19 protein-coding genes are annotated in these 22147 nt (G+C 42.7%); 16 read left to right on the top strand and 3 right to left on the bottom strand.

Annotated features, from left to right (window positions below):
* Positions 1-185: 185 nt before the first annotated feature.
* Positions 186-1292 carry a glycosyltransferase family 2 protein gene (locus MKY23_RS07255; RefSeq protein WP_339836699.1) on the top strand — a complete coding sequence of 369 codons (1107 nt, stop codon included), beginning with the start codon at positions 186-188 and terminating at the stop codon, positions 1290-1292.
* Positions 1293-1605: 313 nt separating this feature from the next.
* On the opposite strand, the gene MKY23_RS07260 is transcribed toward MKY23_RS07255, so the two are convergent.
* Together MKY23_RS07260 and MKY23_RS07265 are read right to left on the bottom strand one after the other, a co-directional pair.
* A complete protein-coding gene (locus MKY23_RS07260) occupies positions 1606-2130 on the bottom strand; it encodes a DUF5412 family protein (RefSeq protein WP_339836702.1) in 525 nt (174 codons plus the stop codon).
* A 16-nt stretch (positions 2131-2146) separates the two neighbouring features.
* Entirely contained in the window at positions 2147-3040 is an 894-nt protein-coding gene (locus tag MKY23_RS07265) for a helix-turn-helix domain-containing protein (protein ID WP_090921790.1), read from the bottom strand.
* A gap of 121 nt (positions 3041-3161) precedes the next feature.
* Here MKY23_RS07265 and MKY23_RS07270 point away from each other — a divergent pair, with 121 nt between their 5' ends.
* From MKY23_RS07270 to MKY23_RS07320, 11 genes are all read left to right on the top strand, one after another.
* Entirely contained in the window at positions 3162-5057 is a 1896-nt protein-coding gene (locus MKY23_RS07270) for an ABC transporter ATP-binding protein (RefSeq protein ID WP_339836708.1), read from the top strand.
* A gap of 280 nt (positions 5058-5337) precedes the next feature.
* Positions 5338-7245: an ABC transporter ATP-binding protein gene (locus MKY23_RS07275; RefSeq protein WP_339836711.1), complete on the top strand. Its 1908-nt coding sequence runs from the start codon at positions 5338-5340 to the stop codon at positions 7243-7245.
* A 334-nt stretch (positions 7246-7579) separates the two neighbouring features.
* Positions 7580-9460 (top strand): DNA helicase RecQ, encoded by a 1881-nt coding sequence (recQ, locus tag MKY23_RS07280; protein WP_090921798.1) that lies wholly within the window; start codon positions 7580-7582, stop codon positions 9458-9460.
* 1140 nt (positions 9461-10600) lie between these two features.
* A complete protein-coding gene (locus MKY23_RS07285) occupies positions 10601-12643 on the top strand; it encodes a B12-binding domain-containing radical SAM protein (RefSeq protein ID WP_339836716.1) in 2043 nt (680 codons plus the stop codon).
* Between the two features lie 372 nt (positions 12644-13015).
* Positions 13016-13885: a tyrosine-type recombinase/integrase gene (locus MKY23_RS07290; protein WP_339836719.1), complete on the top strand. Its 870-nt coding sequence runs from the start codon at positions 13016-13018 to the stop codon at positions 13883-13885.
* A 186-nt stretch (positions 13886-14071) separates the two neighbouring features.
* Positions 14072-14362 carry a hypothetical protein gene (locus tag MKY23_RS07295; RefSeq protein ID WP_339836722.1) on the top strand — a complete coding sequence of 97 codons (291 nt, stop codon included), beginning with the start codon at positions 14072-14074 and terminating at the stop codon, positions 14360-14362.
* A 332-nt stretch (positions 14363-14694) separates the two neighbouring features.
* Positions 14695-15150, top strand: a complete 456-nt coding sequence (locus tag MKY23_RS07300) for a hypothetical protein (protein WP_339836725.1) — start codon at positions 14695-14697, stop codon at positions 15148-15150.
* Positions 15151-15345: 195 nt separating this feature from the next.
* A complete protein-coding gene (locus MKY23_RS07305) occupies positions 15346-15603 on the top strand; it encodes a hypothetical protein (protein ID WP_339836728.1) in 258 nt (85 codons plus the stop codon).
* A 347-nt stretch (positions 15604-15950) separates the two neighbouring features.
* The gene (locus MKY23_RS07310) at positions 15951-17051 is read left to right on the top strand and encodes a hypothetical protein (RefSeq protein WP_339836731.1); all 1101 of its coding nucleotides are present in this window, start codon (positions 15951-15953) and stop codon (positions 17049-17051) included.
* A 219-nt stretch (positions 17052-17270) separates the two neighbouring features.
* Positions 17271-17912 (top strand): hypothetical protein, encoded by a 642-nt coding sequence (locus MKY23_RS07315; protein WP_339836734.1) that lies wholly within the window; start codon positions 17271-17273, stop codon positions 17910-17912.
* Between the two features lie 145 nt (positions 17913-18057).
* Entirely contained in the window at positions 18058-18690 is a 633-nt protein-coding gene (locus MKY23_RS07320) for a DUF2971 domain-containing protein (RefSeq protein WP_339836737.1), read from the top strand.
* 166 nt (positions 18691-18856) lie between these two features.
* On the opposite strand, the gene MKY23_RS07325 is transcribed toward MKY23_RS07320, so the two are convergent.
* Positions 18857-19144 (bottom strand): hypothetical protein, encoded by a 288-nt coding sequence (locus MKY23_RS07325; protein ID WP_339836740.1) that lies wholly within the window; start codon positions 19142-19144, stop codon positions 18857-18859.
* A gap of 171 nt (positions 19145-19315) precedes the next feature.
* Between MKY23_RS07325 and MKY23_RS07330 the strand changes: the two genes are divergently transcribed.
* From MKY23_RS07330 to MKY23_RS07345, 4 genes are all read left to right on the top strand, one after another.
* Positions 19316-19519, top strand: a complete 204-nt coding sequence (locus MKY23_RS07330) for a helix-turn-helix transcriptional regulator (RefSeq protein ID WP_090998994.1) — start codon at positions 19316-19318, stop codon at positions 19517-19519.
* Positions 19520-19713: 194 nt separating this feature from the next.
* A complete protein-coding gene (locus MKY23_RS07335; protein ID WP_339836749.1) occupies positions 19714-20358 on the top strand; it encodes a hypothetical protein in 645 nt (214 codons plus the stop codon).
* Between the two features lie 184 nt (positions 20359-20542).
* Positions 20543-21262, top strand: coding sequence for a RusA family crossover junction endodeoxyribonuclease (locus MKY23_RS07340; protein WP_339836752.1), 720 nt, complete (start codon positions 20543-20545; stop codon positions 21260-21262).
* A 302-nt stretch (positions 21263-21564) separates the two neighbouring features.
* Positions 21565-21999 (top strand): restriction endonuclease, encoded by a 435-nt coding sequence (locus MKY23_RS07345; protein WP_339839310.1) that lies wholly within the window; start codon positions 21565-21567, stop codon positions 21997-21999.
* Positions 22000-22147 lie beyond the last annotated feature (148 nt).

Consider the following 22147-nt stretch of genomic DNA (forward strand, 5'->3'; position numbering starts at 1 on the left):
TCAGCGATTTCCCTCAAATTTAGCCCTGAAATACGAAAATAGGCTCATCTGTGATCGTTAGATTTTCAAAAGCGCTGAAATGAGCTAAATAGCGTGATCTGTGATCGTTAGAATTTTTAGAATTTGCAAAAGCTTGTTTGGATTGGGTTGCATCAGTACGCGTACGACAGGAAGGGGCTCAAAACGTGATCACCATCAGTTTGTGTATGATTGTGAAGAACGAAGAACGCACACTGGCAAGGTGTCTTGATACGGTAACTGACCTTGTGGATGAGATTATCATTCTGGATACGGGGTCGTCTGATCGAACGATGGACATCGCTGCAAAGTACACCGACCGGGTCTATACGTATACATGGAATGAAGACTTTGCCGCAGCACGGAACGAGTCATTCGCCCAGGCTACGCAGGAGTATATCCTGTGGCTTGATGCGGATGATGTGCTGTTGCCCGGGGAACGGGCGAAGCTTGCGATGTTGAAGGAGCAGCTGCCGTCCGGAGGTAAGACGGCGGGTGTGATTATGGGCTATACGCTGGCCGAGGGGCCGGAGGGAAGTCCGCTGGTGGCGGACCGCCGGCTTCGCCTGGTCAAGCGGGATGCCGGGTGCCGCTGGCATGGCCGGCTGCACGAGCAGCTGAGCTTCCCGCAAGGCGAGGTTATTACGGCAGATATTGCCGTCACCCATCGCCGCGAGGCGGGCAATCATTCGGCGCGAAACGTGCGCATTCTGCGCAAATGGATCGCCGAAGAGGGCATAGCCCAGGGACGCCTGCTGTTCTACTATGCAGGCGAATGTTATGACCGCCAGCGCTACGCAGCGGCGGCACGCGGTTACGCCAAGCTGCTGGAGCAGCCCAGCGGTTACCGCGAGGACCGGCTCATTGCCTGCGCAAGGCTGGCGGAATGTTATGAGCGGCTTGGCGAGCCGGGCCGTAAGCTGGGCGCATTGCTGCAGTCGTTCCAGTACGACCTGCCGCATGCCGATTTCTGCTGCGCCATTGCCGCCTGCTTCCATGAGCGGCAAGAGATCGTCACCGCCATCTATTGGTATATGCAGGCGGTGGATGTAAGCAGCCGTGATCCGGGTCTGCGCCCTGTACCGGCTGCTTGCCGAACTTGGCTACCACATGCCCGGCTCTCACTCTGTTATGCTCATCTGGGTAACTGGGAGCAGGCGCTTTTGCATAACACGAAAGCTCGGAAGTATCTGCCGGATGATCCAGGTTTGATCGGTAACCGGGAGAAGCTCGAAGCCGTCATTCGCAAACAGCGAAAAGAAAGCGAAGGGTAACACATGGAAGAAGGAACAAAAACGGAAAGTGAAGATGGGGCATCCAATAGTATGAAGCTAGCAATCCATTGGTGAAAGGGAATCATAACAGTTCTCAAATATAGCAATCAAATTAGCAATCCAATAAGGGTCTTCTACAGAGGCCTAATAAAAATAAACCCCGTTTAGCCGAGAAAGTCGGTAAACGGGGTTTGCTGTTGCTCTGTTTTAGTATGAACAGTGTGAACCGCGTTTAGAACAACTGAACTTATCGTCCGTATCCATGTTCCGAAGCAAAGTTGTCATGACATGATATTTCATCAGAATATGTTATTCACGATTCAGGTTCCAAACATCTTACATACTGGTCCTTTGTACGCAAGCTGCTGCAAGCCCAGCCCCATCCATCATAAATTTCTTCATCTATATTCAAGGTAACAGTCTCGTTACTATACTCGCTCCAGTTTTCAATGCGAAGGGTATTGTCACTCTCCCATTCGAGGTGATTTCCGCCATGAAACTCTGCGCGATAGATGCTTTTGGCATTCGAAGTGCTTGTATCCGCTGTTTTCCGTACGTCTACCCAGATCGTTACCCCACCTGCTGCGCCGCCATAGGGAACACCGTATAGTTCGGCCGTGTATTTCCCACTTGGGGATGACATGGACGAGCTCAGATCGCCCTCGCCCGAACGATCGAATGTGGAGAGGTAGGGACGAAGCGTGAAGAAAAGCGTTAACGCCACGATGGGCAACATAAACAAGGCGATGAATATTGAAGTGTTTGGATGCCTGAGAACCCAAGATTGGTGTGCGTTTATCGGAGATGAATCCGGGCGAGGAGTTCTATCTTTTGTCATAATCATGCACCTTCCTTTAGAGCGTGATCTGTTTGGCAGGGATATAAATATCCAGTTCTCCGTAATGCTCCTGGGCGAGACTGCCGTCTATTCTTTCAAAATAATAAGCATCACTTTTGCTGTATCCGGAATGACTTTGCCAGTATTCATCGATAAATGTCCAGACACTATCCAGATGATCGATATTAATCAGGCTTGGATGGAAATCACAGATAAACTTGAAAACGGCATACTGATTGGCAGGCACTTCGATGCCGTTCAGTTCTTCCGGGATCTCTTCCAAACTCGTAACTTCAACAGATGGCTGATAGGTACTGTAATGTTCTTCAATCTCATTGGTCAATCCAATGTATACGTTATCGTGCAGCACGTTAGGGATCAGATGAAAGAATTTTTCATAAAAAAGGTTGCCTGCAGAATTGGATTTATAATATTCCTCGTTATCCACATATCGAATCTGAGATTGCTGACCGATAAGCTTCATCGCAGGTTTCCGTACATAAATCGGATGAAAAATATATCCATACGGAAGGATCGTAATCATCGACGAAGTCATACGAGCCGTAAACTGTAAATCACCAGCACCCTGTTTGCGATATTGCAGGGGGGTTATCCCAAAGGCCTGTTTGAAAGCCCGAATGTAAGACTGCTCATGTTCAAAAGAATAATGTCCGCTAATATCGATAATTTTCCAGTTCAGATCGACCAGTTGCTCCAGACTACGCGCCAATTTGCGAGCACGAATATACTCTCCAGGTAACTGCCCGCTGGCATGTTTAAACATACGATGCAGATGGAACTTGGAGATATGGGTTATCGATGCAAGATGATCGAGTGTCAACTTCTCATGAATATGGTCTTCTATGTAATCAAACAACGTATCCAATGTCTGCAGTAGATCTGGTTGCATGTACAATCTCCTTATTTCGTCCTGATTTATAGGGGATAGCAAGAAATGTTCATTTTTTCCTTATCACTGATGATATCATAACCAGATACTTAATTTGATGACAAGATTGGAGTAATTACACATGTTAGCCGACCAAACCATAACAGACAAAAGAACATATAAGCCCGCTCAAGTACTCGTACGGTTATGGACATTAACTGGAAAATATCGCATGTTTATCATCCCACTGCTCATTGCAGCTTTGGCCGCCTCACTGGTAGAAGTAGGGTATCTGGAATCCATTCGCAGATTGGTCAAAGGAGCAGCGGAATCACAGTTTTCTCTTATTTATTCAGGGTTGATCATCGGCGTTTTTATTGTCGTGCTCCGTGCTATTGTAAGCCTATTCACAACATGGTTGGAGACGATATTTCATCAGAAAACACAGGTGTTTTTACAGTCCGGGCTGCTACATTCCCTTGCACGAACAGATACACAAGAACTGGCAAAGTATCATACGGGGGATCTCACATCCAGAGTATGGACTTCAGCTACGGAGGCTCAGAAAGGCATCAATCAGCACGGGATTGAGCTTGCGAAAAATATCATACAATTGGTTTTGGCTTTTGCCTATTTCAGTTGGGTGAGCTTGCCGCTCACTATGGCCATTATTGCGTTCACGCTCATTTATCCGTTGGTAACAGCAGGGCTTGGACGAAAACTGCAGCGAGAACATGACCGATTGAATGCAAGTGCAGCGGCGAGGGATGAATTGCTGACAGATATCATTCAAGCCCCGGTGGAGATCCGTAGTTACGGACTTTCGGGTTATATGCAGCGGCAGTTTAGCGGACGAATGAATCAGGTATTTAAGCGTACGATGTCTATTTCGGTATTACAGCGTTTGACGGAGGCTGCTGGGCGGGTCTCCACTTACGGGGGTATGATCCTGATCTTGTATCTCGGTGGATTACAAGTTCTGCATGGACATATGGATGTGGGCGGATTGGCGGCTTTCCTCGTCGCAAGTAGTCAGTTGACACGTCCAATCGAAGCATTGTCAGGGCTGTGGAGTCAGATCATTGGATCGGCGTCTCAGGTTGCTCGTATTTTTGAAATATTGGATTTGGAAAAAAAGAAACCGGCTGCCGCTCAGCCGCAGCACAAGTTTATGACCGAAGGAGTTCATGTAGACCGGATTTTCTACAGATATTCAGAGCAAGAAGAAGTGTTATCGAACATTTCTTTTACAGCTGCCAAAGGCAAACTTACGGTAATTACAGGCCCTAGCGGATGCGGAAAAACGACTTTACTGAAAGTGATAGCTGGTTTAAATGCGCCTGCGAGCGGTTCAATCCAGATGAATAATCCAAATGATTCAAATCACTCAAATAATTCAGCGATTGCCTATAAGGACTCTGTGGGATTGGCGGCCCTTAAATACCCTGATCAGGACATAGAAAGGGATATAAAACACGTATATGTTCCACAACAAGCCTTCATTTTCTCAGGAACCGTAGAGGAGAATATTAGATTTGGCGCAGAAGGGTTGTCTGCTGAAGAGGTGCAGCTTGCTGCCCGTATGACTCATGCACATGATGCCATTATGAACCAGGCAAATGGTTACAAGACAGAGCTTCAGCCGCAAGGGGGGCACATGTCTGGCGGAGAGCTTCAACGGATCAGTCTCGCCAGAGCAGTGTTAAGAAAATCGGGAATTTTATTGCTGGATGAACCAACCTCCTCACAAGATCCGTGGCATGAGCAACAGTTGAACGAGCTATTTACGGTGTTAGCTACGGAGTATGACACAACGATCATAGCTGTCACTCATCAATTATCTTTAATTGAGCGTGCAGATCAGGTGATCTATATGCAGGATGGAGAAGTTGTTGACATCGGCACTCACCGAGAACTGCTGAATCGTGAGAATGGTTACCTCGCTTACCTTGCGAGCAGGATACAGAAGAACGAATGTACGGAGAAATGCCAGAACAGTAGTGAACAGAGCGAAAGAATAAACAGATCGATAGAGTAGTCAGGTCGATAGAGAATCAAGACGTCTGAATAAATAACAGGGCAAAAAGCTGAAGTACTCTTAAAAGTGTATGTGAAGAATTAGATTAAGGTAGCCCGCGAAGATAAAGGTAGAAGGATAAGTAAAACTGGGGGAACAGCATGTCATATGAATATGAAGATAAGCAGAAAGGGAATGAAACGTGTCCACAAAAGAGATGCCACATGAAGCATGAAGCATGAAGCAGCAGTGTCGATGGAAAATGAACATGAGTGCATAGAGGTGGAGGGCAAGAGCACAGATGGAAGAGCACTATAAGAACAATGATGTTGAGGGAAATAAGCATATAGATGGAGAGGAATATAAGCGTGCAGAGGGAAAGGAACATAAGCGCATAAATGAAGAGGGACATCATAGCAGTGATGGAGATCAGGATGTGAATAAGGCCAAGGAAACAGCATCTCTGAGCAAGGTTTGGCCGATTATTGTGCGCTTTATGAAGCCCTATAGATGGGCGGTAATCATTATGTTTCTTTTCATTGCGGCGGACGCGGTGTTCGATTGGGGCCTTGCCTCTGTGCAGGGATTTTTCGTTGATGCAATCCATGATGGCGGACAGGAGAAACTGAATGCTACGGCGATAACCTTTATCGCAGTGTTGATCGGGTTTATCGTACTACTGGCGATGCATCGCTATGTGCTAGTGCGGCTCAAAGAATCTATGCATAGGGATATGTCAATGAACCTGCTCCAGCTTTTCAACCAGATGCCTTATCCATGGGCGCGTAGACAGAAGTCCGGGGATGTGATGCTGCGAATCAAAGAAGATACGAAACATGGTGCAGAAGTGGTGAAGGCGATAGCAGAAGGAGTCACAGTCGTTTTTATTATCGTTCTCTCGCTGGGGTACTTGTATCGTGCAGATGCATGGGTTGCAGTTATTGCTTTGGTCAGTGCATCTGCGATTTGGTTTACGGCCAGAGTATATGACCAACGCATTGTGCGCTTGTCGGATGAAGTGGAGCCTATGGAGGGTGAGTCACAGCAACAGATTCAGCAATACATGGAAGGTGTTCCTGTGATCCAGGCATATAACGCTTCGCCATGGTTTCTCACACGCTTGCGCATGCAGCAACAATCACTTAACCGAGTACAGGCGAAGCTGCAAATGACCTTAAGCATATCCGATAATGTGGCGATGGCCGTATTTGGTCTGGCTCAACTAGTAGCGTTATTTCTAATTGCTTTAGCTGCAGCGAGAGGAGTATTGTCTCCAGGAATGGTAGTGGCAAGTAGCTTGCTGTTTGAACTTGTGGTCTGGCCTGTACTAGGCTTGTCCAGTCAGTGGAGCCAAATGCAGGCGAGTATAGGTGCATTTGGTCGCATCTCAACATGGCTGAATCTAGCACAGCGTGCGCAACAAAATGATGTAAAAGAATACAATTCAGGGCACAGAAGACTTCCGCAAAATGGACAGCCTGTCCTGACACTGGATCAGGTGACGGTGTCTGATGAAAGCAGCGGTCGAACCATTCTGGATCGGATTACGCTCAGATTGGTACCTAGTGAACTGGTGGCTGTAGTGGGCAGCAGCGGAGCCGGAAAGTCCACACTATGCCAGGTGTGTGCGGGGTTAATCAAGCCGACTTTTGGACGTGTGATGCTTGGGAACGAAGATGTAGAGCAGATTATGGCTCAGGATCAACAATCCCGGCTAACGTATATGCCGCAGTCACCGGCTTTTTTTACAGGTACGATCGAAGAGAATATACGTCTTGGCAGGGACGCTACATTAAATGAAGTAAAACTTTCAGCGGGACAGGCTGGTTTACATGAATTTATTGAGGCACAGGAAGGCCAGTATGATGCGATTTTGCAAGAAAAAGGAGCGAATCTGTCTGGTGGACAGCGTCAGCGTCTGTCCCTTGCCCGGCTTATGATGAGATCCTCAGATGTGTATATTTTGGATGAACCGACATCATCGCTGGATAACCAGACCGAGCAGTTTGTCATGCAACAACTTCGTCGTTTGGTGCAGGAGAAAACGGGATTGCTGGTGACTCATCGCATGGAGCTCGCTCGTCAATGTTCCCGGATTCTAGTGATGAACCAAGGACGAATTGCCGAGGATGGCACGCATGATCAGCTGATGGAGCAAAAAGGCTTATACTATCGCATGAATGTTAGGAATGCAGCGTCGGGGGAGTAATATATAGAGGAAGGATGTAAAGTTTGATTTTCATGCTATCGTTAAAATAGTATATAATGAAATAAATGTAATAACGGAAAGCAGCCGTTTGTCTCCACCCGGGATGAACGGTTGTTTTATTGTGTTCGAGAAGATTCAGGTTTTTACATTAAAACGCGGTTGCTCATTCGGGCTGTGCCCGTTAAACTAAAGGGAGCGGCGTTTTGCTTGACGGACAAGTCATGAGAACGCCATTTTGTTGTCAGGGATGCGGCGTTGATGCCGCGTTTGGATGTCAGAATCGGATAGAACCAAGCTGGTGCAGGAACACCAGTGACAAGTAAGGAGTCTTTACATGAGTGTGCAAGCACCTACTTTAGAAGAAGCGCAGGGTCTCCTGCAAAAATATTATGGTTACCCCGATTTTCGTGAGGGTCAAAAAAAGATCGTTTCCAGCCTGCTCGAATATGAGGATACGCTGGGCATTATGCCGACCGGGGGCGGGAAGTCGATCTGTTACCAGATTCCCGCTTTGTTATATCCGGGGCTGACGCTGGTCGTCTCCCCGTTAATCTCTTTGATGAAAGACCAGGTCGATGCGCTGACGACCGCGGGCATTGCCGCCGCTTATATTAATAGTACGTTAAGCGGCAGAGAAGTGAATGAGCGCATCCGCGCGGCGCAGCGCGGTGAGCTGAAGTTGCTCTACGTCGCGCCGGAGCGACTGGAGCTGGATTGGTTCCGCGATGAGATGGGGCAGTTGCCCATCTCGTGCGTGGCAGTGGATGAGGCCCACTGTGTGTCGCAGTGGGGCCATGATTTTCGGACAAGCTACCTGGCGGTAGCGCCGTTTGTGGACAGTTTGCCGGAGCGGCCGGTGGTTGCGGCCTTTACGGCGACGGCGACGCCCGAGGTCATGGGCGATATTCTGCGGCTGCTGCGTTTGCAGGACCCGCAGACGTATGTGACCGGACTTGGGCGAGATAATCTCGCGTTTAGCGTGCTACGCGGCGAGAGCAAAAAAGATTTTGTCTTGAACTACGCGCGCGAGCATGCCAGCGAGCCAGGTATTGTATACGCCGCGACCCGTAAGGACGTGGACGATCTGCATCAGCGTTTGTTGCAGGCTGGTTTGCCGGCAGGACGTTACCATGCAGGCATGACGGACGATGAACGGGCGCAGAGCCAGGAGCAGTTTTTGTACGATGATATTCGCGTGATGGTTGCGACCAATGCCTTCGGAATGGGGATCGACAAGTCCAACGTGCGTTATGTGCTTCACTACAGCATGCCGAAAAACATGGAGGCATACGTTCAGGAAGCCGGACGTGCAGGACGTGACGGCGAGCCGAGTCAGTGTATTTTACTTTTCGGAGCACAGGATATTATCACTCAAAAGTTTCTGATCGAGCAGAACCCGATGGAGGGTGACCGCAAAGCCAACGATTACCGCAAGCTGCAACAGATGGTCGATTACTGTTACACCACGCGTTGTTTGCGCAGTGCACAGCTGGATTACTTCGGTGAGGTGCACGAGGACAAGCCATGCGGCATTTGCAGTTCTTGCACAGACGACCGTGAACTGGTGGATATGACCATTGATGCGCAAAAAATATTCAGTTGCATTCACCGCATGCGTGAACGCTACGGGGTATCGCTGGTCGCTTCGGTACTTAAGGGTTCCCGTGCCAAAAAAGTGCTGGACTACGGCTTCGATTCCTTGCCAACATACGGGGTTATGGGCAATCGCACAGAGCGCGAAATTGCAGAGATCATCAACGTGATGGTATCCGAAGGTTACCTGATGTTGTCCGAGGGCCAATATCCAGTGGTTCGTTTGCAACCGCTGGCGGTGGAAGTGCTGAAAGGTCAACGCGAAGTCATGCAGCGTGTCGTACGGAAAACAGCAGCTACAGCTTCCGGTACAAACTACGGCGGACGCCGCGGACGTGACGCAATGCCTTCGGCTGTGAACGAAACGGTGTTTGAACAGCTGCGCCTGATCCGCCGTGATCTGGCTGCCAAAGAACATGTACCATCCTACATCATCTTCAATGATGCCACCTTGCGCGAAATGAGTGTGGTATGTCCGAAGACAGAACGTGACATGCTGACCATTAAAGGGGTTGGTGAGGTCAAGTACCGCAAGTATGGACTGCCGTTCCTGGAATTCTTCCAGAAGCAATCGGGTGAAGAAGTGGACACGGACGATGACGCCTTTTATGAATATGAGTGATATATGATAGTGAATATGTCATGAGTAATGAGAATAAATGACAAGAGACAAGTGATATCTGATCAGTGACCGAGGCCTACAGATTTGACAGGCTGCTCAAGTAGAGGATGGAGAGCTAACGATCACCACGGAGCTTATTTGCCCTGAATTGGGCACATTTGAAATCTAACGATCTCCAGGAAGCTTATTTCATTCAAAATCCTGAAAAATGAGTCTGATCAAGCTGATTTCAGTAGAATAGCGTCTCTGGGAATCGTTAGAATTTTCCAAAGCACGAATACGCCGAAATAAGGCTTCTCCTGATCGTTAGCGCTCGCAGTAGAGGCTGACAGACATGCACTAGCCACAGGCGGTGGGTGATATTTGAATAATGTGCATGGATTGATGAGCAATATTGGAGTGGATTGTGTACGTTCTTTAGTTCTACTTATATAGATTCAGAAGCAGAAACTAGATCAGAAGCAGAACCGGAAGCACAATTAGAAGAAGGAACACAAGAAGATGCACAACGGGATCAAGAACAGGACAGAACAAGAAACACAAGAAACACAAGAAACACAAGAAACACAAGAAACACAAGAAACACAACTAGAATTAGAACCAGTAACAGGACCAGAGCCAAGATCGGGATAGAAACGGATTCAAAAATCAGGATAAGTATCTCATAAAGTGTGTCCCTGCTGAGTAGACAAAACGAGAGAGATTGTCTTTCAAAGGGTGGACATGGACGCAAAAGGTGGCTAACGAGTGTGGATACAGTATATAGTGATTCTGATGGAATTAAGTCTATATATTGTAGTTTTTGTCGGCCGGGGAGTGTATGTGTTTTTAAAAGAGGTGTCCACTCTTTGAGAGACAAAATAGGAATTTGTTTATGAGGTGTGGACGGTTATAACATAAGGACTAGTTATTAGATCTTGTTCTTAGATCTTGTTAATAGCTCCTGAGCGTGTGTTGGTACTATTACGTGACGCGCGTACTGACGCGGATACTGGTGTGAATTTGTGCAAGTGTGGCGATAGATAAGGCTCGGACTTGCATTAGAGGTTTGTCTGAGCAGCATCCGGGGCAGGATGGCTGTGAGGCTTTACTTTTCCAAAAAAATATAGGGTCTGGGTGTCCAGGCAAAGGTTGTGAACCATGAAGGTAATTTTATCGACTTTGAATGCAAAGTACATCCATACCTCGCTGGCGCTGCGGTGTTTGAAGGCGTATAGTGAGAAGGATTTTGATATTGAGCTCGCGGAGTATACGATCAAGGACCCGGTCATGAATATTGTGTCGGATCTGTACCAGCGCGGGGCGGATGTGATTGGTTTTTCGTGTTACATCTGGAACATTGAAGAGACGATTAAAGTAATTGATAATCTGAAAAAGGTTATGCCTGACGTGAAAATTTTGCTCGGCGGGCCGGAGGTGTCCTACGACACCGAATATTGGATGAACCGGATTCCTAATGTCGATTTTATCGTCATGGGTGAAGGGGAAGAAACGTTACATCAGCTTTTGACGGAGCTGGAGGGCAGTAAAAAGTTCCATTTTGTCTATGGGCTGGCGTATCGCAAAGGGGAAGAGGTCATTCTCATGCCAGGACGCCCGAAAGCGGACTTGAATGATCTCCCCTCACCTCATCGATTTGAAGAGGATATCCCGGATCTCGGCAAGCGGGTTGTTTATTTTGAGACCAGCCGGGGCTGTCCGTTTAGTTGTCAGTTCTGTCTTTCCAGTATCGAGGTTGGCGTGCGGTATTACGATATTGAGCGGACGAAGTCGGACATTCTGTACCTGATCGAGAAGGGTGCGAAGCTGATCAAGTTTGTGGATCGTACGTTTAACATTAAACGGGATTATGCGATGGAGATGTTTAAGTTTTTGATCGAGAATCATCAGGGAACGGTGTTTCAGTTTGAAATTACGGCTGACATCATGCGTCCTGAGGTGCTCGACTATTTGGCGGAGAATGCGCCGCCGGGTACGTTCCGCTTCGAAATCGGGGTGCAGTCCACGAATGATCCGACGAATGAACTGGTGAAACGCCGTCAGAACTTTGCCAAGTTGAGTCGTACGGTGAACAAGGTCAAAGCCAGCGGCAAGATCGACCAGCATTTGGATCTGATCGCAGGACTACCGGAGGAAGATTATAATACGTTCCGCAAGACGTTTAACGATGTGTTTGCTTTGGGGCCGGAAGAGCTACAACTCGGATTCCTCAAAATGCTTCGTGGTACGGGACTTCGTCTGGATGCGGAAAAGTACAATTATACGTATATGGATCACGCGCCGTATGAGATTTTGGGCAGTGACGTGTTGCCATTTAGCGACATTGTTCGCCTGAAACGCCTGGAGGATGTGCTGGAGAAATACTGGAACGCACACCGGATGGATCATACGTTGAAGTATTTGATGGAGCAGGAGTTTGATTCACCGTTTGATTTCTTCCAGGCCTTTGGCGATTACTGGGAGGGTCAGGGCTGGCAGAAGATCGGGCATCAGCTAGAGGATTTGTTTACTCGTCTTCACAGCTTTCTAGAGTCGCGGAATACGCCGCATATGGATATTGTGCTGGGTCTGATGAAGCTGGATTATTTCCTGGGACATAAGTACAAGCCGCGTAAAATCTGGTGGGACGATGTGCTCCAGAAAGATCAATGGGCGGGTTATATGAAAACGTTGGCTGAACGTCCAGAAGACGTTCGATTGCCGCGTGTTGCCGGTGCCTCCGGCTCGGCATGGCTGGAAAGCAGCGGCGCGAGTGGAGCGGTCGCTGCGGGAACTTCGGCGGCTGCCGGAGAGGACACTGCCGCAGATGCGGCGGGTGTGATCGGCAGCCATGCCGGGGATGCTGCGTCGCTTGCAGCGCGCGACGCGGTGGAGTCCGCCGCGGATGGAGCGGCGGACATGGGGCACGGCAACGCTTCGCGTGCGTTGCCGATGACCTCGGCCATGACCGCACAGACGGTCATGGGTGCCCGTGCTTTCGCCGATCTGGGACTCGGCGAAAAGGAACTGCAGAAGCACGCCGTACTGGACGTGCTTCCGTTCCGGCTTGAGCGTGTGCTAGCTGGCGCCAGCCCGCTTGCCGCAAAAGGCCAGACGCTGCTGGTTGTCGTATACCAGCAGCACGAAGACCAGCAGGCGCAGTATTACACGCTGCCGCTGGGAGAAGAAGCCGCTGCCATGTAGGTGCAGCGGCCATAGTTCCGAAAGCATCGGAAGATCATTGGATTCCCTTACGGGATGAAGATGGTCTTCCTTTTTTTTTTTTTCCAAATTCAATAGAACTCAAAAATCCAATTAAGCTGAAGGGAGAGTTTTTATAAAAGATAAAGCAAAAAACACCATCATTCTAACCAAAGGTTCTGCAGATACAGTGTATGTACACATTCCATATAATACGGTGCATATCCAGTCCATTCGTCAGGTAACCGGAAGAAGGTGGGAGCCTGATGTAAAACGCTGGATCATCCCTACTCAGAGGCATCTCTTCAGGAGTTTACAAAGCACTTTGATGCGCTAGATGTAGAGATATCCCCGGAGTTGTGGGTGGAGAGTGAAATGTTGAGAAACTGGAAGTTACGTGGAGAGCAAACACAATGGAAAAGAAATGAGTTGCAGCAAGCTCTGAAATTAAGAGGGTACAGTCGCAAAACGATTAAAGCATACTGTAATCAGATTGAAAGATTTGTGGCCAGTCTTCCTCAGATGGATACAGAAATCGGTGCATCTCATGTTCAGACATATTGTTTGGATTTACTTGAGCGAGGAGTCTCCCATTCCAGTGTGAATCAGACGATTAGTGCGATCCGATTTTATTGTAAACATGTGTTACTTCATCCTGCCGATTTTCAATATATACGTCCCAAAAAGCAGGTGAAGCTGCCCAATGTTATGTCCCAAAAAGAAGTTACCCTATTGCTGAAAGCTGTGACTAATCTCAAACACAAGACAATTCTTTATCTAACCTATTCGGCAGGGCTTCGTGTCGGCGAAGTCGTTCGTCTACGCTATAACGATTTGGATATTGGGCGTCAGACCATTATCGTAATGCAGGGAAAAGGTCAAAAGGATCGGAGAACTCTTCTCTCCAACCTTGCTTGGAAAATGGTGCAGAAGTACATCGCCGAATATAAACCCGATCGTTGGTTGTTTCCGGGGCAATTTTCAGATCGGCATCTTACGGAGCGCAGCGTACAAAAGGTTTTTGAAGAAGCTAGACAACGAGCGGGTATTGTAAAAAAGTGTAGCATTCATGCTTTGCGGCACTCCTTCGCTACACATTTGCTGGAAAATGGAACAGACCTGCGCTATATTCAGGAGCTTCTTGGTCATACGAGTGCACAAACAACGCAACGATATACGCATGTGAGCACGAAAAATATTCAGCGTATTCAAAGTCCATTGGATCGTATGGACATGGGAGATTGAGTATCTCAAAGTTCTCCCTTTTTCACCAAATTTTTCTTCGCATATATCACCCCGTAGGTTATCATATACGTAGTTCATATATTACGTTGAATGTGTGGTATTTACGAAGTACATAAATTAGATGTTATCGGAAATTCAAGAAGACTTATTAAAAATAAAACTTAATTAATTAAAGGAGCTAAGAAAATGGCTGACTTTGCATTTCATTTTGAAAAAATAGATTTTAAAAAAAACAAACCCAATACTTTATATTTTAGGGGATCATGTACGAATTCGAATGGAAGGGAGGTAACTATTAAATACACAGGTGCTGATATATTAAATGAATCTTCAGTCGCTATTCCCGAAGGAACCCTAATGCAACTTAAGGACGAATTAAATAACGATTATGATTATGGACCTTTTGATATTAAGAATGCTAGAAAAGCGTTGAAAGAAAAAGGTAGTTACTATTTTAACTTTGGAAGTAATGAATAAGACGTGACGCTAGCTATGTAAACCAATTTTATTAGCGTCCAGTTTAGATACACTTTTGGCTATATATTAACATTTAGATTAAGCATAAATTCTAGGAAAGATGAGACAATACAAATTAAATAATGAAATCTGTGAGAGTTCTCTTTAGAAGAATAGAACATCCGATAACATACTATTCACGCTGCGGACATTCGTCCCTGGTCCGGCATTCGCCGGACACTCGACATGCGTCGAGTCGTGAATACAGGAACGTTATCTGAAATCGGCGAATACCAATCAAACAAGAACTGAAATTGAGGTGAGATGTTATTAAATTCGTTTCTGAAAACACATTGGAACATATATCATTACATGACTGTGTTATTGAATCAATTTCAAATGATAATCAGAGTTTGTCAGTTTTCTTTGAACATATAGATGTCTTATCTACTCATCCAAGAAACAGTAATGATAAGGCAATGTGTTCAGGGAAAGCGCTTCTACAGTTCGTTGATTTTGAAATATTGGAATCAGTTATATATGATACTTCCGAAATTAAGAGTAAGAGGAGAATTCTTGTTGAAAATGATGCGCAGAAAAAGATAGTAGACATATCAGAATTATTGGTTGATTTTGAAGTGTTAAAGACTGCAGAAATAGAAACACAGGACAATATGTATATTCATAGATTTGATGGATTAAGTTCATGTAAGTACAATGAAGATTTTGGATATTGGATTATTAAGTACAAGACATTAATAATTGAATGGGACGATTTAATAGATACCGCATGGTTCGAAGATAGATAAAAAGAAGTGTTTTGAGTAATTCAATGAAGTCGCCGACATCTTATAACATAATATTCAAGCTGGGTCTCCTTGCGGAGTCTTGGTCTGTGAGAAGGATTTCCGAGAGGAATTTCGGCAGACAACCCCTTCAGGGTTCATGAATACAGGGACGTTAGCCGAAATTATTGCGATAGTAAAAAAGAAAGAAGGATTACTATGGGGAAATTTGGTGAAGCAGCAGTGAGAACTGTCAATTATCTTAATGAACATAAACATGATAATCCAATTAAAGCATGGAATGAAGTGACAATAGAAATATTCGGGGAAGGTAATGCTTCGCAGACAAAAGGATGTCCGAAAAACACCTTTTTAGGATTATGCGAAGAAGGTTTACTCGAAGGTATTCCAAGTGGGAACTATACAAATTCAAAAAAGAATAAAGGATACGGATTAAAGGCAGTAAAAATATTATAGAGAGCAATACAGACAAGGATATAAAGCAAAGGACATTGTGGAAAGAAGTCATTTGAGATCAAGAGATTAAGTATAATTCACAAATGGATGTAGTTTTGGCTCTATGGAATGAAGGGATGATAAGGCGCTGAGTAGTTAAATCGAAGAGGATAATAACCTAGGCTAACATCATATTCAAGCTGCGTCTCCTTTGGAACCTTGGTCTGCGGAGGGATTTCGAGGAGGAATTTCAGCAGACAACCCCTTCGGGGTTCATGAATAAAGAAACGTTAGATGAAAGAATGCCGAATGATTTGAAAGTAAATATATTAGCAATATCATGTTGCTAAATGATATGAGGTGCAGGTATGGAAAATGACTCTAATGGGAATCAGAATTCGAGTGGGAATTTAGATGCAGTGTTAAGAGAATATTTAAAAAAATGTGAAATACAACAAGAATATCTAGACAGACACTTCCCACGTAATATCCCAAATGATGTTTGTAATCACGCATTTATTGAGGGGATTAAATTTGAGAATAGTTTTCAACCTAAAATACATGATTTTGTACCATTTATGAAATATGGCGATGAAGAACTATTTTTATGGACACATACTAAGGATAAAGAGACTGCCTTAGTTTCATTGGTTTCAAATATTATTAAAGATAAAAACTTTTGGAAAAACATCGGAACGGTTATTCAGCTTTCATATTCTTATTCCAGAGATTTTGAACATGATATAGATTTGGAATATAGATGGTTTTATTATTTTGATTCGAACAAATCAATTGCTGAACATACAATATATCAAGATTCAGATAGAAATAGCATATTAAATGGCACTATTCTGAAGTTAACTGATCTATACGATTTATCTCCAATTATAGAATTACTGTTACGAGATGATAAAGCGTTTACTGCTATGAGTAACTTTTATTCTTCTATGAGAACACATTATTGCTGCTTAATATGTGAACTAGAGAAATATCCTGTTAGGAAACACCTGAGTCATGAACCAGAAATTTGGGAACAAGCTAACGTAATATCAGAATATGAAATAGCGATTGTTCAAGCTTGTAGGTGTGTTGAAGCTTTAATAGGAAAACCATCTAATAAGGATAATAGAAGTAGATTATTAGATCATAAAAAAAAGTGGTTTGATCAACTTTCTATTGATCCAGACTCCACTTTTCAAAAAGCAGGAACCACATACATCGATTTCTATTATCATCTATTTGAACTTAGAAATGCAGCGGCACATAGCTACGGAACAATACCTTTTCATCTAGAAAGAAAGCAAGCTGTAGAGGCTCAGTGTTTTGCATCATTATTACTCGATGGTTATGTTATGAAGAATATTATTTCAAAAGAGGATACCGTGGAAAAACTTAGTATTAATTCTAACATCATTGAACAAGTTGATGATTCAATAAGTACATCAAAAACTTATCCTGTAAATGATTGAATTAGGAAGTGTAAATAGAAAGAATCAATAAAAGACTGAAGAACATATATTATGTTTAGTGGAAGAAGTCAGGCATTCCATCATCTACTCATGATATTCACGTTACGGACATTCGTCCTTGGTCCTGCGTTCGCCTGACACCCGACATACGTCGGGTCGTGAATACAGGAACGTTAGATGAAACCTCGTAGTAGATAGTAAATAGAGGAGAATATAATAATGGATTATGCTCTTATTCGTATGAATGAAGTTTTTCCACATGATAGCGATGTTGCTAAGTGGATAGTTGGGCTGGCAATTATACATAACGACTTTGTATTTCTCAAGAGAAAATTATTTAAAACTTCAGATGATATTTCAGACTGGATTTTTGAAACAATATCTGTTCTTAAAATCCTTACTGCCTCCCTAAGAGAAGCTATCTTCTACTTAGAAGAGTCTGAAAAATTAGAAGAGGTAAGAATTTATATCAATTCCCTACCTCAGTATATGATTCAGAAATATGAAATTCTTAAACAGCTATTTAGAAGCGGTGAGAAAGCAGAGTTATTGCAGAGATTATCCAATACAAGAAACATAACCTATCATTACACTAAACCTCAAAAAAAAGAGTTGTCCGAAGCATTAGAAGCATCAAGCAATGAAATTTTAACTTACGAAGAGAGTAATCAAAAGTTTTTCTTTGCAGAGCATATAAAGAATACGATTTTATTAAGATCCTTGTTTTCATCCAATGAACTTAAATTAGAAAAAGAGCTACCTATCGAAGAGTTGATAATGAGTATTAGAAAATCAATTGAAATACTCATTGATTTTTCTAGTGAAGTAAGTAAACACTATTTAAAAGCATTTTTTAAGTAATTCAATGAGGCATCGCCTAACATAATATTCACGCTGCGGGCATACGCCCTTGGTCCGATATTCGTCGGACACCCAGCATTTGCTGGGTCGTGAATATAGGAACGTTAGCTGGAATCAATGTAAGTCAGAAAGAGAGGTCATTTTTGTGGCATATACACATGAAGAATGGAACAAAAGAGTGAAAAGTAGATCGGATCTAAGTGGATATTTATATCACTTAACTAAAGCAGAAGTAGACAAGAACGGGAAAATCACATTAAACGCAATAGATAGATTAATGAAAATAATTAACGAGAGAAGACTGATAGGAAGTTCTTCAGAAACCGGATTTATTACAGGGGATCGTAAAGCTGTTTGTTTTCAAGATACTCCGATTGGTTCATTAATGGAGAATATAGTGCATGAAAAAGATTATAGGGATAAGCTTGGTGGTAAAATTAGATATGTAAGTATCGGATTAGCTTTTCCGAAGCCATATATTTTTCAAAATGGAGGAAGACCTGTATTTTACGAATCGAAAGAAGTAGCAAAACAAATCTTGCCTAAAACAGAATGGTGGAGAATTGTAGATTATAATTTAATGCATAAAAATTATTTGATTGATTGGACACATGAGAGAGAATGGCGTTTACCATTAGATGAGTTTATTTTCGAACTCTCAAAAGTAACAATAATCCTACCTAATCAACAAATGTTTTTAGATTTTATGGATAGAATCTCACAAGAAGATTTAAAGCAAATCCAAGGTATAGTACAAACAAGTATTGTGATTTTTTGAATGTTTTATTCAATAATCTTAATGGACACTGACTTCAGCTAACATAATATTGGCGTTGCAGACATTCGTCCTTAGCCTGGCATTCGCTAGACACCCGACATGAGTCGGGTCGTGAATACAGGAACGTTATACGACAGAATCAAATGAAAAGAGAGCCGTTTGGCTCTCAATTGGAATTTATATTTAATTCATTATGTAATTGAAGAGCATCCTTGAAACCTTGCAAGTAGATTTCACGTTCTAGGATTGTTTGAACTGAAAGGTCTGCATCATCGTAAAGAAATAGAGTTTTATGCATATCTTGAGGTAGAAGTTCATGTAACTGTTTGAAGTAAAGATTTCGATCAGATGAGAATTGATTATAAATGGTGTTGTTCTTGAGAAGATCACTATATAAGGCTTCAATCCGAATACGTATCAACGAATCAAGTAAGACTTCTAAGGAATTGTACATAAATGATCACCGTCCGTCATGTTTTATTTTATGAATAAAAGTTTAACTTGTTAAACATTATTTTATCATAACGAAAATTATAGTCAATACATATCAAAGATATTTTTGATTAAGAAAATATATTTTCATATAATTAAAGAAAAATTCAAATCTGATGCGAAGGGATACCATATGATAAGTTATAAACCATTTCAAAAATTATTGATTGACAGGGAGATTAAGAAGCAGGATTTATTGAAAATGACGGGTATTTCATCGGCAACGATGGCAAAGCTCAATACGAATGAATATGTATCGTTAGAAGTCATTGATAAATTATGTACAGCATTGGGATGCCAGCCTGGAGATCTTTTGGAACATATAACAGACCGATGAAAGAATAGAGAATAAGAGGATTTTAGTTATCCCTAAGATATGATTCCGTCTTATAACATAATATTCCAGCATCGGCTCTTATGGAGCCTTGGTCTGCTAGATGAATTGCGTGGAAGCGTTTCAGAAGACACATCCGACTGCGTCGGACGTCATGAATACAGGAATATTATTAGTTGAAAATAAAGGAGAGCATTATGAAAGACATAGATTCAATAAATAAAATTGCTCAGATTTGCTTTTATTGTATTACAATTATATTGGGTTTTCTTACTTTTAGGAATGCAAAGAGAGGATTATTAAACCCAGTAAATACTGAGTATCATAAGAAAGTAATTGAACGATTGTCTGAAGTTTCAGAAGAACTCGCTAGTGAATTTTATAATGATTCAGAAAAAGATTGGTTCCAGATAAATGATATTACAAATGCAGTTGACAGAATTAATGATTTTTATTTAGAGAATAAAGAAGAAATTTTGTCCAAGAAACAATTTCCTATTTGCGGTTACCCACTTCCTGAACTATCCTCACATTTGAGAACATTAATATCGAGAATTAATTTTGATCCATTTATACCTATAAAAATAAGAGATTTAATTATTGAACTTCTTGAGAATAGATTGGAATATACTGAATCAATTATTGTTGAAGAACTGGATAGATATTGTGATGAATTAGCAGAAGGATTGCATACAGAATTTTTTGAACATAATGATGGATTAGTGCAAACTAGAGTGAATAAAAGACTAAGTGAACTAGGACTAGATGAAAGTCAAGTTCAAGAAGCAGTAAATGATATTCAAATTGAAATACAACATTATTTTAGATCCTTTCAACCATGAATATAACTCTAGTAGGAATAACATCACCTAACATAGCATTCCTACTGTATTCGCCCTTGATCGCCGAGAATGATTCCCAAGGGAGTTAATCAGGAGATAAATTCAACCAGCTAAGTCTGACGGATTGTTCCCTTTGGTCACTTGAGCTGCTTGGACGTCAGATGAAATTAATGGAGGTATCTTTATGTTTGAAGATAATGAAATACTGAAAATAGAAAACGAAGGTTATGAAAAAGGTAACAACCCAATGTTTGGAGAGTATCGTAAAATATTTAACTTTGAACCTATTCCTTATGGTAATCGTGAGAGACACGTATTTAAAGAGAAGGTTGCTTCCGAATTAAAAGTCAATTACGTATATTTTGGAGAGGTAAGAGTAAGTATAATCCTTTATTTGAATGAACAGAAAAGATTTGAGACACCGGAACTTGCTGACTTAGATAATTACGCGAAGTTAATTTGTGATGCTATAAAGGGTCCAAAGGGAATACTTATTGATGATGCTCAAATTCAATCATTGAGTATCTCGTGGATTGAAACTGAGGAAGAAGCGCACTTTGAATTAAAAGTGTCTGGGCACCCTGATGATTTTGTGATGAAACCGTTACAGTTGTACGAAATGTCAAATAAGCTTTTTTACCCTATATCATCAGAAGTCTGGACAACAGAAGGTGTAAAACTTAACGAGAAAAATAATGTGTTACTGATTGGATTGGATAAGATGATTGGAAGGAGTAAAACTTATAGACACAGCCTTAGACAGGAAGGGCATGATTTAAATAAGGCATTTTACCAAAGCAGAAGAATTGCACCTGTTCTAATGGGATTTCATAAAAACAGAATTATTGATTCGGGATTTGAAGTAGTAGAGCTGAAGCACTGGAACTCTTCTGATCTAATATAATATTCACACTCCGACTCCTGTGGAGCATTGATCTCTGTGATGGATATCGAAAAGGTGTTTCAGAAGGCAACCCTTTTGGGATTCGTGAATACAAGAAGGTTATCTGAAATTCTATCAAGTGCTTCTAAAGTCTGAAAAATAAAATTAAATTTAAGTTGATAACATCATAGAAATGAGAGTAGGTGCTAGAAATAAACCCATATCGTGGATTTGTCGCTAGCATTTCAGCTACGGATTTTGAAAAATATTGTCTTGAAGTATTGAAGGCATATGCTGAGACTGAAAAGCTTTAGGATTTTTCAATACTTCATAATCAAAAAGTTCCGACCAGTGATGGAGAATATCAAATAGATATTATGGCTGGATTTATCGCCTTGTCCGTAAGTTTTAAGGTAATTGTTGAGTGTAAGCGTTATACAAGACCTGTAGAACGTGAAAAAATCGTAGTTTTAGCGTATAAGGTAAGAAGTTTAGGAGCGCACAAAGGAATATTAATTTCTACTTCTGGTTTTCAAAGCGGAGCAGCGGAATATGCTAAGCAGCATGGCATTGCTCTGATACAAATATTTGATAAGGTTGTTATGCATATTCAAGCTTCTGGCGATCTTCAAGTGAATCCAATACTCGCAGAATTTATCGAACGATCTCCTGAGTTTTACGCCTATCAATGGAGTACTAATTTAACTGACTTTCCTGATAAAAAGATATATCCATCAGAGAAAAGAAAATGGTGTTAAAAATCAGGGAGGAAATAATGAAAAGAATCCCTAAAAGAATTGAGTGAATTTAACTTTCAAATAGAATCTCACATAACATTATATTCACGCATCGGGCATACGCTCTCAGTCCGGCAGAAGTATTTCGGGGAAGAAAGAGCTGCCGGAC

This window comes from Paenibacillus sp. FSL R7-0272 (assembly GCF_037969905.1).
GTDB classification, from domain to species: domain Bacteria; phylum Bacillota; class Bacilli; order Paenibacillales; family Paenibacillaceae; genus Paenibacillus; species Paenibacillus polysaccharolyticus.

Excerpts from the sequence above, each read along its gene's own strand:
- MKY23_RS07260 (WP_339836702.1), bottom strand. The coding sequence starts at position 2,130 with ATGACAAAAGATAGAACTCCTCGCCCGGATTCATCTCCGATAAACGCA.
- MKY23_RS07265 (WP_090921790.1), bottom strand. The coding sequence starts at position 3,040 with ATGCAACCAGATCTACTGCAGACATTGGATACGTTGTTTGATTACATA.
- MKY23_RS07270 (WP_339836708.1), top strand. The coding sequence starts at position 3,162 with ATGTTAGCCGACCAAACCATAACAGACAAAAGAACATATAAGCCCGCT.
- MKY23_RS07275 (WP_339836711.1), top strand. The coding sequence starts at position 5,338 with ATGGAAGAGCACTATAAGAACAATGATGTTGAGGGAAATAAGCATATA.
- recQ (WP_090921798.1), top strand. The coding sequence starts at position 7,580 with ATGAGTGTGCAAGCACCTACTTTAGAAGAAGCGCAGGGTCTCCTGCAA.
- MKY23_RS07285 (WP_339836716.1), top strand. The coding sequence starts at position 10,601 with ATGAAGGTAATTTTATCGACTTTGAATGCAAAGTACATCCATACCTCG.
- MKY23_RS07290 (WP_339836719.1), top strand. The coding sequence starts at position 13,016 with ATGTTGAGAAACTGGAAGTTACGTGGAGAGCAAACACAATGGAAAAGA.
- MKY23_RS07295 (WP_339836722.1), top strand. The coding sequence starts at position 14,072 with ATGGCTGACTTTGCATTTCATTTTGAAAAAATAGATTTTAAAAAAAAC.
- MKY23_RS07305 (WP_339836728.1), top strand. The coding sequence starts at position 15,346 with ATGGGGAAATTTGGTGAAGCAGCAGTGAGAACTGTCAATTATCTTAAT.
- MKY23_RS07310 (WP_339836731.1), top strand. The coding sequence starts at position 15,951 with ATGGAAAATGACTCTAATGGGAATCAGAATTCGAGTGGGAATTTAGAT.
- MKY23_RS07315 (WP_339836734.1), top strand. The coding sequence starts at position 17,271 with ATGGATTATGCTCTTATTCGTATGAATGAAGTTTTTCCACATGATAGC.
- MKY23_RS07325 (WP_339836740.1), bottom strand. The coding sequence starts at position 19,144 with ATGTACAATTCCTTAGAAGTCTTACTTGATTCGTTGATACGTATTCGG.
- MKY23_RS07330 (WP_090998994.1), top strand. The coding sequence starts at position 19,316 with ATGATAAGTTATAAACCATTTCAAAAATTATTGATTGACAGGGAGATT.
- MKY23_RS07335 (WP_339836749.1), top strand. The coding sequence starts at position 19,714 with ATGAAAGACATAGATTCAATAAATAAAATTGCTCAGATTTGCTTTTAT.
- MKY23_RS07340 (WP_339836752.1), top strand. The coding sequence starts at position 20,543 with ATGTTTGAAGATAATGAAATACTGAAAATAGAAAACGAAGGTTATGAA.